At 68.7% G+C, this 15,184-nt stretch carries 14 protein-coding genes; 6 read left to right on the forward strand and 8 right to left on the reverse strand.

The window, feature by feature from the left end; all coding sequences use genetic code 11:
• The first annotated feature begins 12 nt into the window (after positions 1-12).
• The 6 genes from EJP69_RS13970 (at position 13) to EJP69_RS13995 (ending at position 7,153) form a co-directional block, all read left to right on the forward strand.
• A complete protein-coding gene (locus tag EJP69_RS13970) occupies positions 13-2,400 on the forward strand; it encodes a xanthine dehydrogenase family protein molybdopterin-binding subunit (RefSeq protein WP_126470699.1) in 2,388 nt (795 codons plus the stop codon).
• Positions 2,401-2,424: 24 nt separating this feature from the next.
• Entirely contained in the window at positions 2,425-3,216 is a 792-nt protein-coding gene (locus tag EJP69_RS13975; protein ID WP_126470701.1) for an FAD binding domain-containing protein, read from the forward strand.
• A 70-nt stretch (positions 3,217-3,286) separates the two neighbouring features.
• Entirely contained in the window at positions 3,287-4,177 is an 891-nt protein-coding gene (locus tag EJP69_RS13980; protein WP_126470703.1) for an AAA family ATPase, read from the forward strand.
• 7 nt (positions 4,178-4,184) lie between these two features.
• Positions 4,185-5,405, forward strand: coding sequence for a vWA domain-containing protein (locus EJP69_RS13985; RefSeq protein ID WP_126470705.1), 1,221 nt, complete (start codon positions 4,185-4,187; stop codon positions 5,403-5,405).
• Between the two features lie 34 nt (positions 5,406-5,439).
• Entirely contained in the window at positions 5,440-6,117 is a 678-nt protein-coding gene (locus EJP69_RS13990) for an SRPBCC family protein (protein WP_126470707.1), read from the forward strand.
• A gap of 19 nt (positions 6,118-6,136) precedes the next feature.
• Positions 6,137-7,153, forward strand: coding sequence for an XdhC family protein (locus EJP69_RS13995; protein WP_093301117.1), 1,017 nt, complete (start codon positions 6,137-6,139; stop codon positions 7,151-7,153).
• Positions 7,154-7,175: 22 nt separating this feature from the next.
• On the opposite strand, the gene mnhG is transcribed toward EJP69_RS13995, so the two are convergent.
• The 8 genes from mnhG to EJP69_RS14035 form a co-directional block, all read right to left on the reverse strand.
• The gene (gene mnhG / locus EJP69_RS14000; protein ID WP_093199037.1) at positions 7,176-7,559 is read right to left on the reverse strand and encodes a monovalent cation/H(+) antiporter subunit G; all 384 of its coding nucleotides are present in this window, start codon (positions 7,557-7,559) and stop codon (positions 7,176-7,178) included.
• Positions 7,556-7,834 (reverse strand): K+/H+ antiporter subunit F, encoded by a 279-nt coding sequence (locus EJP69_RS14005; protein ID WP_019654754.1) that lies wholly within the window; start codon positions 7,832-7,834, stop codon positions 7,556-7,558. The genes mnhG and EJP69_RS14005 overlap by 4 nt, the downstream gene beginning before the upstream one ends.
• Complete coding sequence (locus EJP69_RS14010) at positions 7,831-8,322, reverse strand: Na+/H+ antiporter subunit E (protein ID WP_126470709.1); 492 nt, start codon at positions 8,320-8,322, stop codon at positions 7,831-7,833. Before EJP69_RS14010 ends, EJP69_RS14005 begins: the two co-directional genes overlap by 4 nt.
• Positions 8,319-9,992: a monovalent cation/H+ antiporter subunit D gene (locus EJP69_RS14015; protein ID WP_126471103.1), complete on the reverse strand. Its 1,674-nt coding sequence runs from the start codon at positions 9,990-9,992 to the stop codon at positions 8,319-8,321. Before EJP69_RS14015 ends, EJP69_RS14010 begins: the two co-directional genes overlap by 4 nt.
• Positions 9,993-10,033: 41 nt before the next feature.
• Entirely contained in the window at positions 10,034-10,384 is a 351-nt protein-coding gene (locus EJP69_RS14020; protein WP_093199043.1) for a Na+/H+ antiporter subunit C, read from the reverse strand.
• Positions 10,384-13,329 carry a monovalent cation/H+ antiporter subunit A gene (locus tag EJP69_RS14025; RefSeq protein ID WP_126470711.1) on the reverse strand — a complete coding sequence of 982 codons (2,946 nt, stop codon included), beginning with the start codon at positions 13,327-13,329 and terminating at the stop codon, positions 10,384-10,386. The genes EJP69_RS14020 and EJP69_RS14025 overlap by 1 nt, the downstream gene beginning before the upstream one ends.
• A gap of 88 nt (positions 13,330-13,417) precedes the next feature.
• Entirely contained in the window at positions 13,418-13,795 is a 378-nt protein-coding gene (gene crcB, locus EJP69_RS14030; protein WP_093301113.1) for a fluoride efflux transporter CrcB, read from the reverse strand.
• A 40-nt stretch (positions 13,796-13,835) separates the two neighbouring features.
• Positions 13,836-15,149, reverse strand: coding sequence for a TRAP transporter large permease (locus EJP69_RS14035; RefSeq protein ID WP_176947441.1), 1,314 nt, complete (start codon positions 15,147-15,149; stop codon positions 13,836-13,838).
• Between the last annotated feature and the right edge of the window lie 35 nt (positions 15,150-15,184).

Raw genomic sequence — 15,184 nt, forward strand, 5'->3', positions numbered from 1 at the left:
GGGAGTGACATCATGGGCGCTTCCGACTTCTCGAACCTGCCGCACATCGGCGAGGCTCTGCGGCGCAAGGAGGACTACCGCTTCCTGACCGGTGCCGGCAACTACACCGACGACATCACGCTGGCCAACCAGAGCCATGCGGTCTTCGTGCGCTCGCCGCACGCCCACGCCGCCATCAAGTCGGTCGACACGGCCGAGGCGCTGAAGATGCCCGGCGTGATCGGCATCTTCAGCGGCAAGGACATCGAGGGAAAGATGGGCGGGCTGCCCTGCGGCTGGCTCATCAACAACCCCGACGGCACCCCCATGAAGGAGCCGATGCACCCGATCCTGGCGATCAACAAGGTGCGCTACGTGGGCGACCACGTGGCCATGGTGGTGGCGGAGACCGTCGAGCAGGCGAAGAACGCGGCCGAGGCGGTGGTGGTCGACTACGAGGTGCTGCCCGCGCTCGTGAGCGTGGCCGACGCGGCGAAGAAGGCCGGCGGCGTCACCCTGCACGACGAGGCACCCGACAACCAGTGCTACAAGTGGGCGCTGGGCGACAAGGCCGCGGTCGACGCGGTGTTTGCCGGCGCGGCGCATGTGACCAAGCTCGACCTGGTCAACAACCGGCTGGTGCCCAACCCCATCGAGCCGCGCGTGGCCATCGGCAGCTACAGCCGGGCGAGCGACGACTACACGCTGTACGTGTCCAACCAGAACCCGCACGTCGAGCGCCTGCTCATGACGGCCTTCGTGCTGGGCCTGCCCGAGCACAAGGTGCGCGTGATCGCCCCCGACGTGGGCGGCGGCTTCGGCTCCAAGATCTTCTTGTATGCAGAGGACGTGTGCCTGACCTGGGCCGCCAGGCAGCTCAACCGCAACATCAAGTGGACGGCCGAGCGCTCGGAATGCTTCCTGTCCGACGCGCACGGCCGCGACCACGTGAGCCACGCCGAGATGGCGATGGACAAGGACGGCAAGTTCCTCGCGCTGCGCGTGCATACCGACGCCAACCTGGGCGCCTACCTGTCGACCTTCTCGACCGCGGTGCCCACCATCCTCTACGCCACGCTGCTGGCGGGCCAGTACACCACGCCGCAGATCTACGTCGAGGTGGATGCCTGGTTCACCAACACCGCCCCGGTCGATGCCTATCGCGGGGCAGGGCGGCCCGAGGCCACCTACCTGCTGGAGCGCCTGGTGTCGCGCTGCGCCTGGGAAATGAACCTGGGGCAGGACGAGATCCGCAAGCGCAACTTCATCAGCAGCTTCCCGTACCAGACGCCGGTGGCGCTGCAGTACGACACCGGCGACTTCCACGCCTGCATGGACAAGGCCCGGGTGCTGGCCGAGGTCGACGGCTACGCCGCGCGCAAGACGGCGAGCGAGGGCAAGGGCAAGCTGCGCGGCATCGGGTATTCGAGCTACATCGAGGCCTGCGGCATCGCGCCGTCGAACATCGCGGGTGCGCTCGGCGCACGCGCGGGCCTGTTCGAATGCGGCGAGATCCGCGTACACCCGACCGGCAGCGTGACGGTGTTCACCGGCTCGCACAGCCATGGCCAGGGCCATGAAACAACCTTCGCGCAGGTGGTGGCGGCGCGGCTGGGCATTCCGGTCGAGAACGTCGACGTGGTGCACGGCGACACCGGCCGCGTGCCCTTCGGCATGGGCACCTACGGCTCGCGCTCCATCTCGGTGGGCGGCGCGGCCATCATGAAGGCGCTCGACAAGATCGAGACCAAGGCCAAGAAGATCGCCGCGCACCTGATGGAGGCGAGCGACGCCGACATCGAGTTCGCCAACGGCGAGTTCACGGTCAAGGGCACCGACAAGAAGATCCCGTTCGGCCAGGTGGCGCTCACGGCCTACGTGCCGCACAACTACCCGCTCGACAAGCTCGAGCCGGGCCTGAACGAAACCGCCTTCTACGACCCGACCAACTTCACCTTCCCGGGCGGCACCTACATCTGCGAGGTCGAGGTCGACAAGCAGACCGGCGAGGTCAGGGTCGACCGCTTCACCGCGGTGGACGACTTCGGCACCATCATCAATCCGATGATCGTCGAGGGCCAGGTGCACGGCGGGCTGGTGCAGGGCATCGGGCAGGCGCTGCTCGAGAACTGCGTCTACGACAAGGAGACCGGCCAGCTGCTCACCGGCAGCTTCATGGACTACGCCATGCCGCGCGCGGGAGACTTCCCGCAGTTCAAGCTCGACACCGTGTGCACCCCGTGCACGCACAACCCGCTGGGCACCAAGGGCTGCGGCGAGGCGGGGGCCATCGGCTCGCCGCCGGCCGTGATCAATGCCGTGCTCGACGCGCTGGCGCCGCTGGGCGTCAAGGATTTCGACATGCCTGCCTCACCCAGCCGCGTCTGGGAAGCGATGCAGGCCGCAGCCGCCAACCCTTAAGTACAACAAAGAAGGAATCACGCCATGTACGCCTTCACACTCGAACGGCCCGCTTCCGTGGCCGACGCGGCCAAGCTCATCGGCGCCGGCGGAAAGCCGCTGGCCGGCGGACAGACCCTGCTGGCTTCCATGAAGCTGCGCCTCTCGGCCCCCGAACAGCTCGTGGACCTGAGCGGCATCAAGGAACTCACCGGCATCGCGAAGAACGGCAATGCCATCACCATCGGAGCCATGTCGCGCCACCTTGACGTGGCGAACAACGCCGACGTGAAAGCCTCCTATCCGGCGCTGGCCGACCTGGCCTCGCGCATCGGCGACCGGCAGGTGCGCGCGATGGGCACCATCGGCGGCTCGGTGGCCAACAACGACCCGGCCGCGTGCTACCCCAGCGCGGTGCTGGCCTCGGGCGCGACCATCGTCACCTCGAAGCGCGAGATCGCCGCCGACGACTTCTTCCTCGGCCTCTTCACCACGGCACTGGAAGACGACGAGCTGATCACCGCGATCCGCTTCCCTGTTCCGAAGCGCGCCGTCTACGAGAAGCTGCGCCAGAAGGCGTCGAATTTCCCGCTGGTCGGCGTGTTCCTCGCACAGTACGACAGCGGCGTGCGCGTGGCGATCACCGGCGCGGGCAACGGCGTGTTCCGCCATGCCGGGCTGGAAGACGCACTGAACAAGAGCTTCACCGCCGCGGCCGCCGCCGCCGTGAAGATCGACGCGAGCGACCTGAACAGCGACCTGCATGCGTCGGCCGCGTATCGGGCCAACCTGATCAGCGTGCTGACCCAACGCGCAGTCACCAAGGCCCTGGGCTGAAGAACCCCGGGGGCGCTCTGTTCGCTTGCTGGAAGACGCGACAGCCTCGCGTCTTCCGCTACGCTTCGCCATGATCTTCCCGAGCATCGATTCCCTCTCCGCCGGACTCGTGCAGGCCGGCTACTTCGCCGACCGGCGGCTGGCCACGGCCGTGTTCCTCGCGCTGAAGCTGCAGCGCCCGCTGCTGCTCGAAGGCGAGCCCGGCGTCGGCAAGACCGAGCTGGCGAAGGCGCTGTCGACGGCGCTGGGCCGCGAGTTGCTGCGCCTGCAGTGCTACGACGGCCTGGAGCAGCGCGAGGCGCTCTACGAATGGAACTACGCAGCGCAGCTACTGCACATGCGCGCCGCCGAGGCCACGGGCGCAGCGCGCGACGTGGAGGCCGAGGTCTACCAGCCGCACTACCTGATCCGCCGGCCGCTGCTGCAGGCGCTGCAGACGCCGCTGCCCGGTGCCGTGCTGCTGATCGACGAGGTGGACCGCGCCGACGAGCCCTTCGAGGCCTTCCTGCTCGAGTACCTGGGCGAATACCAGGTGAGCATTCCCGAACTGGGCACGGTGCGCGCGGTGGCGCCGCCCGTCACCATCCTCACGAGCAACCGCACGCGCGAGCTCAACGATGCGGTCAAGCGCCGCTGCCTCTATCACTGGCTCGACTACCCGGAGCGTGAACGCGAATTGGCCATCGTGCGCGCGCAGGTGCCCGAGGCCGGCGAGAAGCTGTCGGCCCAGGTGGCGGCCTTCGTCGCGCGGCTGCGCGAGGCGCCGTTCGCCAACGCCTTCCAGCGCGCGCCCGGCATTGCCGAGAGCGTCGAATGGGCGAGGGCGCTGATCGCGCTCGACACCGTCGAGCTCGACCCCGAAGTGGTGGTCGACACCGCAGGCATCCTGTTCAAGCAGCGCGACGACGTGGCCGCGCTGACGCAGGAGCTGGCGTCGGATCTGCTCAAGCCCGAGGCGTGAGCTGTCGATGGCCACCACCGGCGTGCAGCAACTCGGCGACGTCCGCAGCGGCAAGCTCGCGGGCAACATCGCCGCCTTCGGCCGGGCGCTGCGCCGCGCGGGCGTTCGCACCGACGCCATGCGCATCGCGCTGGCCGCCGAGGCCGCCACGCTGGTGGGCGTGGAAGACAGGCTCGACCTGAGCGCAGCCATGGAGGCGGTGATGGTCAGCCGCGAGCAGGACCGCATGGTGTTCCGCGAACTCTTCGATGCCTGGTTCCGCGACCCGGAGCTGGCCAACAAGCTGCTCGCCCAGATGCTGCCGAGCGCAGAAGGCAAGGCCGAGCCCTCGAAGCGCCGCCCGCGCGTGCGCGAGGCGCTCAGTGCGCCACGCACCCTCGCCAAGCCGGTGGAGCCGGCAAAGCCCGACCGCGAGATCGAGTTCGATGCCGCCATGACCTCGAGCGACAGGCAGCGCCTGCAGCATGCCGATTTCAATGCGCTCGGCGCCGCCGAATACCGGCTGGTGGAGCGGCTCGCGCGCGACATCCGCCTGCCCATTCCCGAGCTGCCGTCGCGCCGCCTGCGTGTGGCCGGCGACGCGGGCCGGCAGCATGCGCGCATGCACTGGCCGGGCGTGCTGCACGAGGCGGCGCGCACCGGCGGCGAGATCATGCGGCTGCCCCGGCTCGCCCGGCGCGATCAGCCGTTGCCGCTGCTGGTGCTGGTCGACGTCTCCGGCTCGATGGAGCGCTACGCGCGCCTGCTGCTGGCCTTTCTTCATGCCTCGACCCGGCGGGCCGGCCGGCGCGACGTGTTCGCCTTCGGCACCCGGCTGACCGACCTGACGCCTGCTTTCCGGCTGGCCGACACCGACGCGATGCTGGGCGCCGCCAGCCTCGCCATCGACGACTTCGCGGGCGGCACCCGGCTCGGCGCCTCGCTGGCCGAGTTGCGCCGCGCGCATGCCCGCCGCCTGACCGGCCGCCGCACGCTGGTGCTGGTGATCAGCGACGGCCTCGACACCGGCGAGCCCTCGCTGCTGGAGCAGGAGCTGCTGTGGCTCAAGCGCCATTCGCGCCGCCTGCTGTGGCTCAACCCGCTGCTGCGTTTCGAGGGCTACGCCCCTCTGGCGCGTGGGGCTGCCGTATTGCACCGGCAAGCGGACGCGATGCTGGCGGTTCACAATCTCAGCGCACTCGAACAGCTCGCAGCGAGCCTGGCCGCCCTGATGCGGTCCGGCCGCTAGCGGCGCACGGGAAGGAAGACAAAGGAAACCCACCATGGAAATGCTCGGAAACCGCCGCCTCGGCGTCACCCAACAACAGGCCTGGGAAGCGCTCAACGACCCGGAAACACTGAAGAAGTGCATTCCCGGTTGCGACAAGTTCGAGCTCACGGGCGACAACCAGTACAGCGTCGCGCTGGCGGTGAAGATCGGCCCGGTCTCGGCCAAGTTCAACGGCAAGGTGCTGCTGTCGGACATAGTGGCGCCCGATGGCTACAAGCTCACCTTCGAGGGGCAGGGCGGCGTGGCCGGGTTCGCCAAGGGCTCCTCGAGCGTCACGCTCAAGCCCGTGGCGGCTGAAGCGCCTGTTGCTGTTGCTGTTGCTGCATCGGCGGACGCTGGCATCGCGCACGAGGCGGATGCCGCCACACCGCCTGCCCCCACCGCTGGCTGCGAGCTCGACTACACCGTGCAGGCCCAGGTCGGCGGCAAGATCGCCCAGCTCGGCCAGCGCCTGATCGATGGCGCCGCCAAGTCCACCGCCGACGATTTCTTCAAGCGCTTCGAGGCCGAGATGCAGAGCCGCTACGGCCCGCCGCCCGCGCCCGCGGCGGAAGCCGCCGAGGCGCCTGCCGAGAAGGCCGGGATGATGTCGGGCCTCATGAAGAAGATCGGCCTCGGCAAGAAGGACGACAAGGACGCGCCCGCCGCACCGGGCGGCGACGCTGCCTGAAACTGCGGGGCTTGCCGTCATGGAAAACCTCGACGTCATGGTGCTTCGCACGCTGCGCGACTGGCGGCGTGCCGGCAAGCGCGCGCTGCTGGCGACGGTGGTGCGAACCTGGGGCTCGTCGCCCCGGCCGGTGGGCTCGATCATGGCCCTGGCCGAAGAAGGCGCGGTGGTCGGTTCGGTCTCGGGCGGCTGCATCGAGGACGACCTGATCGCGCGCTACAGCCACGCCCACGGAAAGGCCGAGAACGTGCCGCTGGGCGCGCCGCCCTCGCTCGTGAAGTACGGCATCACCGCCGACGAGGCGCACCGCTTCGGGCTGCCCTGCGGCGGCACGCTGGAGCTGCTGCTCGAGTACGCGCCCGATGCCGGCTCGCTCGAGCTGCTGGTGGCGCAGCTGGAGCAGGGCAGGCTCATGCAGCGCACGGTGACGCTCGCCACCGGCGCGGTGAGGCTTGCCGAGGCGACGGCGCCCGACGAGCTCACGGTGAACGACACCGAGCTGACCAACACCTTCGGCCCCGAGTACCGCATGCTGCTGATCGGCGCCGGCCAGCTCGCCGAGTACCTGGCCACCATGGCCAAGTTCAGCGGCTTCGCGGTCACGCTGTGCGACCCGCGCGCCGAGTACCGCACCGCGTGGTCGCTGCCCGGCGTGCAGATCACGACCGAGATGCCCGACGACGCGGTGACCGCCTTCAGGCCCGACCGCCGCAGCTGCGTGGTCGCTCTCACGCACGACCCCAAGCTCGACGACCTCGCGCTGCTCGAAGCGCTGCAGAGCGATGCCTTCTACGTCGGCGCCATCGGCTCGCGCCGCAATGCCGATGCGCGGCGCGACCGCATGATCGAGCACTTCGACCAGACCGAGGAATCGCTCGCGCGGCTGCGCGGGCCCATCGGCATCTACATCGGCAGCAAGACGCCGCCGGAGATCGCGGTGAGCGTGATGGCGGAGATTCTCGCGGTGAAGAACGCGGTGACGCTGCCGCGCGAGATGGAAGTGGCGCAGGCCAAGGAGCGGCTGCTGGCCGCGTGACCTCGCCGCAACCTTCTTTCGATCAGCCCTCGTAGGGCGGGATCGGCCCCTGGTCCGAAGGCGAGGGCGGCGGCACGTCGCCGTTCTTCTGGCGTTCGCGGAACAAGGCGGCGCGCATCAGGAAGATGGTGGTGACCGGCGTGGTGAGCGCCACGAAGAGCACGATCAGCACGCCGTGCAGCGAGAGGCTGTGGCCCTGCACCGAGAAATACACGATGGTGGCGACCGTCATCGACCACACGCCTCCGGTGGCGCCCAGCGTGGGTGCATGGATGCGGCGGAAGAAGGTCGGCAGCCGAACCAGGCCGAAGGAGCCGATGGCGGCGAAGGCCGCGCCCAGCACCGCGAAGACGGCGGTGACGATCTCGGCCCACAGCGGCAGCGGGCCCAAGATGAAATCGTTCATTCGATCACCTCCCCGCGCAGCAAGAACTTGGCCATCGCCGTCGAGCTCACGAAGCCGAACAGCGCGATCAGCATCGCGGCGGCGAAGTACACGTCGCTCGCGTAGACGATGCCCAGCACCAGCATCATCAGCATGCCGTTGATGTAGAGGCAGTCCAGCGCCATCACGCGGTCTTGCGCGGAAGGGCCGATCAGCAGGCGCGCCACGGCGCAGAGCATCGCCACAGCCAGCAGGAACAGCGCGAACTTGAGCGACCAGAAAAGGATGGGCGTCATGATTCGAAGATCTCCATCAGCGGACGTTCGTAGCGGCTCTTGATCTGTTCGATGAAGGCAGCCTCGTCCTCGAGGTCGAACACGTGGATCAGCAGGGTGCTGCGGTCGAAGGCCACCTCGCCCCAGGCGGTGCCGGGCGTGAGGCACATGATCATCGAGAGCACCGCGAGCCCGTTGGGATCGCGCATGTCGAGCGGGATGCGCAGGAAGCTCGCCTGGATGTGCTCGCTGCGGCGCGTGAGCAGCGCGCGCGACACCGCGAACACCGACACCGACATGTCGTAGAGCACGATGCAGCACAGCCGCAGCGCCACGCCGGGCCGGCGCATGCGCACCGTGGCGGGCCGCAGGCCCTTGGTCAGCAGCGGCACGGCAATGGCGAGCAGCGCTCCCGACAGCAGCGTGCTCGCCTCGAGCGACTGGTTGAGCAGCAGCCAGATGACGAGCAGCGCCAGCGAAAGCGGCGGGGAGGGAATCAGGCGTTTCATGGCGTGGCGCCCTTTCCTTCGGCCTTGGCAGACGGCGCCGGATTCGGAACCTGCCGCGCCTCCATCACTGCCGCGCGGTAGGCCGTTGGCGTGCGCAGGCCCTCGGCGGTAGCCATCGCGTGGCGCAGCACCGGCTCGGCCCAGACCGTGAGCGCGATGCAGGCGACGATGAGCCCGGCCACCGGCAGCACCTCGAGCGCCGGCAGCGAGGGCAGGTTGCCGTGCGGCTGGGTCCAGAAATGGCGGATGCCGGTGCGGCTCAGCGCGATCAATGCGAGGAAGCCGGAGGCGATCAGCAGCACCAGGAAAGTCCAGCCGGTCGCGCCGATCGCGCCGCTGCCGCCCATGAGCCCCGAAAGCATCGCGAACTTGCCGACGAAGCCCGACAGCGGCGGCAGGCCGGTCAGAAGCAGCGTGCAGATCATGAAGCTCAGGCCGAGGAAGGCGACGCCGGCCGGAATCGCCCGGCCGTAGAGCGCCTGCGCGTCGTCGTCGAGGTTCACGTCGCTCAGCGCGCTCAGGTCCTCGGCCAGGAAGGGCGCGGTGCCCGCGGCCTCGTGCGGCGCCACGCTCATGCCGGCATTGCGCCAGCGTTCGATCATGTCGATCAGCAGGAAGAAGGCACTCACCGCGAGGGTGGAGCTCAGCATGTAGAAGAGCGCGCCGGCCCACACGGCCGGCTGCCCCAGCCCCACCGCGGCGAGCAGCGTGCCGGCCGACATCAGCACGCTGAAGCCCGCAAGGTTCGACAGCCGCTGCGTGCCGAGGATGCCGAAGGCCGCCACGAACAGCGTGGCGATGCCCGCGCCCACCAGCACCGGCTGGCCGAAGGCGGCCGACGCGCCGGTGTCGGGCGCGAAGAGCACAGTCCACAGCCGCAGCACGGTGTAGATGCCCAATTTGGTGAGCAGCGCGAACACCGCGCCCACTGGCGAGACCGCGGAGCTGTAGGCCGGCACCAGCCAGAAATTGAGTGGCCACGCGCCGGCCTTGGCGAAGAATGCGGTGAAGAGGATCGCCGTGGCCGCGTGCACCAGGCCGCGGTCGCCCGGCGCGAGCTCGGCGATGCGCATGCCCAGGTCGGCCATGTTGAGCGTGCCGGTCACGCCGTAGAGGATGGCCGCGCCGATCAGGAACAGCGAGGACGCAGCAAGATTGATCGCGATGTAGTGCAGCCCAGCCTGCACGCGCAGCCGGCCCGAGCCGTGCAGCAGCAGGCCGTAGGAGGCCGCGAGCATCACCTCGAAGAACACGAACAGGTTGAACAGGTCGCCCGTGAGGAAGGCGCCGTTCAGGCCCATGAGCTGCAGTTGCAGCAGCGGGTGGAAGTGCACGCCCGCGCGGTCCCAGCGCGAGGTGGAATAGATGGACGCGGCGAAGGCGATCACGCCGGTGAGCGCCACCATCATGGTCGAGAGCCGGTCCGCCACCAGCACGATGCCGAAGGGTGCGCGCCAGTTGCCCGGCAGGTAGACACCGATGGAGCCCGGCCCGCCGCCGGTATCGGGTGCGTTCACCCAGCGCAGCAGCGCGAGCGCGGCCAGCAGGCCGACAAGGCCCGAGACCACGCTCAGGGCCGACTTGGTGCGCCGGCGGTTCTCGCCCAGCAGCAGCATGAGCGCGGCCGTGAGCATGGGCACGAGGATCGGCACCGCCACCAGGTGCGGCATGCTGAACTCGAGCAGCCGGTCGAGCAGATGGAAGAGTTCCGTCACTCCGCCTCCTGCCGTTCTTCACCGTCCACGTGGTCGGTGCCGGTGATGCCGCGCGAGGCGAGCATCACGACGAGGAAGAGTGCCGTCATCGCGAAGCCGATCACGATGGCGGTGAGCACCAGCGCCTGCGGCATCGGGTCGGCCGTGTTGGCCAGCGTGGCGGTGAGGCCCTTGATGAGCACCGGCTCGCTGTCGACCTTGAGCCGCCCCATGCTGAAGATGAAGAGATTGACCGCGTACGAGATCAGCGTCAGGCCCATGATGACCTGGAAGGTGCGCGGGCGCAGCAGCATGTAGACGCCCGAGCCGGTGAGCACGCCGATGGCGAGTGCGAGCACGATTTCCATCAGCTGGCTCCTCCCTCGGCGGTAGCGGCGGCAGCCTCGGCTTCTTTTTCGGTTTGCTCGTCGGCCCAGCGGTGGCTTCGTATCGACTGGTGGGCCAGCGCGGTCAGGATCAGCATGGTGGCGCCGAGCACCAGCGCGAACACGCCGATGTCGAAGAAGAGGGCGCTGGGCACGTGCACTTCGCCCAGCAGCGGCAGGTGCAGGTGCGCGGTGTGCGTGGTGAGGAACGGGTAGCCGAAGAACACGGCACCGCCGCCGGTGGCCAGCGCCAGCAGCAGGCCGATGGCGATCCAGCGGCGCGGGTAGATGCGCAGGTGCTCTTCCACCCATTCGGTGCCCGACACGATGAACTGCAGCACCAGCGCGACCGACATCACCAGGCCCGCGACGAAGCCGCCGCCCGGCGCGTTGTGGCCGCGCATGAAGAAGTAGACCGACACCAGCACCGAGACGGGCAGCAGCAGCCGCACCAGCACGGCCGGCACCATCAGGTAGCCCACGGCGGTGTCCTTGGCGCGGCGCGGGTTCAGCAGGTCGCTGCTGCCGTCGTCGGCCTGCAGCCGCTGCTGGATCGGCAGCGCCATCGATTCGATGGCGGGGCGGAAGCGCCGCAGCAGCGCATACACGGTGAGCGCCACGATGCCCAGCACGGTGATCTCGCCGAAGGTGTCGAAGCCGCGGAAGTCGACCAGCATCACGTTGACCACGTTGGTGCCGCCGCCCTCGGTGAGCGCGCGCTCGAGGAAGAAGGGCGAGATGCTCTGCGGGAAGGTGCGCGTCATCATGGCCCAGGCCAGCGCGGCCATGCCGCTGCCCGCGATGGCGGCGATCAGCAGGTCGCGGCCGCGGCGGCCCCAGGGCTTGAGCCGTGCGCGCGCGGGCTGCACCACGTCCTTGCTGCGCATCGGCAGCCAGCGCAGGCCCAGCAGGATCAGCACGGTGGTGACGGCCTCGACCACCAGTTGCGTCAGCGCGAGGTCGGGGGCCGAGAACCAGATGTAGGTGACGCACGAGACCAGGCCCGCGCCCGCAGCCAGCATCAGCGCCGCCAGCCGGTGGAACTTGGCCTGCCACGCGGCAGCCACCGCGCAGGTGCCGCCGATGAGCCAGGTCATGGCGAACATCGGCGAGAAGGGCAGCAGCTCGCGCGTGCCGGGCGCGGCGGGCGTGAGCCACAGCGAAGCGCTTGCGCCCGCGACGGCCACCACCACCAGCAGCAGCAACTGCCACTGCATGCGCTTCGTGCCGAAGAGGCGGCGGCTGCGGCGGCCGGCTTCGCTCAGCAGCGCGATGAGGTGCTCGAAGATGACCTGGCCGTCGAAGCGGTGCAGCAGCGGCGTGTTCTCGAGGCCGCCGCGCGCGCGCTGGCGGCGCTGCAGCAGGTACAGCGCGGCGCCGCCCGCCAGCGCCACGAAGCTCATCAGCAGCGGCAGGTTGAAGCCGTGCCACACGGCCAGGCTGTATTCGGGCAGCGTGCCGCCGACGACAGGCGTGGCGGCCGCCGCGAGCATCGGCCCGACGGACCACGCCGGCGCCACCCCCACTACCAGGCACACCAGCACCAGAAGCTCGACCGGCACGCGCATCCAGTGCGGAGGCTCGTGCGGATGCTTGGGCACCTCGTCGCCGCAGGGCGGGCCGAAGAACACGTCGAACACGAAGCGCGCCGAGTAGGCCACGCTGAAGATGCCGGCGAGCGTGGCGATCAGCGGCAGGCTGGAGTCGACCCACGGCGTGGCCTGGATGAACACCGTCTCGGCGAAGAACATTTCCTTCGAGAGAAAGCCGTTGAGCAGCGGCACGCCGGCCATAGAGGCGCTGGCGATGATGGCCAGCGTGCCGGTGATGGGCATGAGCCGCATCAGGCCGCTGAGCTTGCGGATGTCGCGCGTGCCGGTCTCGTGGTCGATGATGCCGGCCGCCATGAAGAGCGACGCCTTGAAGGTGGCGTGATTCATCACGTGGAAGACCGCCGCCACCGCCGCGAGCGGGCTGTTCAGGCCCAGCAGCAGCGTGATGAGTCCGAGGTGCGAGATGGTGGAGTAGGCCAGCAGCGCCTTCAGGTCGCGCTGGAACATCGCGATGAAGCCGCCGAGCAGCAGCGTGATGGCACCGGCGCCGCCCACCATCCAGAACCACTGCTCGGTGCCCGAGAGCACGGGCCACAGCCGCGCCATCAGGAACACGCCCAGCTTCACCATGGTGGCCGAGTGCAGGTAGGCCGACACCGGCGTGGGCGCGGCCATGGCGCGCGGCAGCCAGAAATGGAACGGGAACTGCGCGCTCTTGGTGAAGGCGCCGAGCAATATCAGCGTGAGCGCGGCCGGGTAGAGCTCGTGTGCGCGGATGAGATCGCCCGAGGCCAGCACCTTGTCGAGCTCGTAGCTGCCGGTGATGCGGCCCAGCACCAGCACGCCGGCCAGCAGGCACAGCCCGCCCGCGCCGGTGACGGTGAGCGCCATGCGCGCGCCGCGCCGTGCGTCGCGGCGATGGTGCCAGTAGCCGATCAGCAGGAACGAGAACAGGCTGGTGAGCTCCCAGAACAGCACCATCTGGATGAGGTTGCCCGAGAGCACCACGCCCATCATCGCGCCCATGAACGCGAGGAAGAAGGAGAAGAAGCGCGGCACCGGGTCGGAGGCCGACATGTAGTAGCGCGCATACAGCACCACCAGCGCGCCGATGCCCAGTACCAGCATGCAGAACAGCCATGCGAAGCCGTCCATGCGGAACACGAGATTGAGGCCCAGGGCCGGCAGCCATTCGATCTGCTGCCGCAGCACTCCGCCGTTGGCGATCTGCGGGAAGAACCATGCGGCCTGGATGGCGCAGCCCAGCGCGACCAGCCCTGCGAGGGTTGACTCCCTGTTGCGCGCGTTGGACGGCATCAACGCGGCCAGCACGCTGGCGATGAAGGGGAGTGCGACGAGAAAGACCAGGGGCATTGGGGTCGATTCTATCGGCCGACCCTATGGAAAGCCTTATCTATAACCGCAAGACATAAGGCAGTTTTTCACCTGGTTTTCATGCGATTCAGGAGGAGAACGCCTGAACCGTGCGCAGCCCGAGCCACGTCATGCACAGCGAGCCGCCCAGGTGCAGCGCGATGGTGCCCATTGCGAGTCCGACGCGGCCGCCGGTCAGCATGCCCACGACTTCCGCCGAGAAGCTCGAGAAGGTGGTGAGCGTGCCGAGGAAGCCGGTGATCACCATCAGCCGCCATGCGGGGTTGATGTCGGGCAGGCCGCTGAACACGCCGATGGCCACGCCGATGAGATAGCCGCCGATCAGGTTCACGGCCAGCGTGCCCCAGGGCAGGATGCCGCCGGGGTTGAGCCAGAGGGCGAAGCCCCAGCGCATGAGGGCGCCGACGCATGCGGCGAGACAGATGACGATGACGTTCAGCAGCATGGCCGCGATTATCCGCAAGCCGCGCGGCGGCCCGGCCGGGCTACTTCTCGCGGCCCATCACGACGTCCGGCAGGATCGTCACGATGCTCGGGAACAGCGTGATCAGCACGATGCACAGCACCAGGCAGAAGAAGAACGGGATCGCCGCCTTCGCGATCACGTTGCTGTCCTTGCCCGTCATGTTCTGCAGCACGAAGAGGTTGAAGCCCACCGGCGGCGTGACCTCGGCGATCTCGACCAGCAGCACGATGAAGATGCCGAACCAGATCAGGTCGAAGCCCGCCTTCTGGATCATGGGCAGCACCACCGCGCTGGTGAGCACGATCATCGAGATGCCGTCGAGCGCGGTGCCCAGCACCAGGTACACCAGCACCAGCGCGCCGATCAGCGCGTAGGGCGACAGGTGCATGCTGTCGACCCATTCCGCCAGCTCGCGCGGGATGCCGGTGAAGGCCATGGTCTTGGTGAGGAAGGCGGCGCCGGCCAGGATGAACATGATCATGCAGCTGGTGCGCGTGGCGCCCATGATGCCGTCCTTGAAGTTCTTCCAGGTGAGGCTGCGGCCCCAGGCCGCGATGGCCAGCGAGCCCAGCACGCCGAAAGCCGCGCACTCGGTGGCGGTGGCCCAGCCGGCCACCAGCACCCAGACGATGAAGACGATCAGCAGCGCGCAGGGAATGAGGTTGCCCGACAGCCGGATCTTCTCCATGAAGGTCGTCGGCGGATCCGCAGGCGGCACCTGGCCCGGGTTGCGCAGGCTCCACCAGCCGATGTAGCCCGAGAACAGCACCATCAGCAGCAGTCCCGGCAGGAAGCCGGCCAGGAAGATGCGGATGATCGAGGCATCGGCCGCCACCGCGTACACCACCATGGTGATCGACGGCGGGATCAGGATGCCCAGCGTGCCGGCGGTGGCCAGCGAGCCGATGGCCAGCTTCTCGTTGTAGCCGCGGCGCTTGAGCTCGGGCAGCGCCACCTTGGCGATGGTCGCGCAGGTGGCGGCCGACGAGCCCGAGACCGAGCCGAACACGCCGCAGCCGAGGATGGTGGTGTGCATCAGCCGGCCGGGCACGCGGTTGAGCCAGGGGCGCAGGCCCTCGAACATCTCCTCGCTGAGCTTGGTACGGAACAGGATCTCGCCCATCCATATGAAGAGCGGCAGCGCCGCCAGCTCCCAGCTTGCATTGCTCTCCCAGAAGGCCGAGAACAGGTTCTTGCCCGGCAGCGTGTTGGTGAAGAAGGCCTGGCCGACCCAGCCGACGATGGCCAGTGTCATCGCGATCCATACGCCGCCCGCCAGGAGCAGCAGCATGATCGCGAGCAGCAGCGCGCCCATCCAGAGGTTTTCGAACATCGGGTGTCTTTGCTGTTGTTGTCGTTGTGTCGTGT

Origin of the sequence: Variovorax gossypii (genome assembly GCF_003965815.1) — a bacterium.
Lineage (GTDB): Bacteria > Pseudomonadota > Gammaproteobacteria > Burkholderiales > Burkholderiaceae_C > Variovorax > Variovorax gossypii.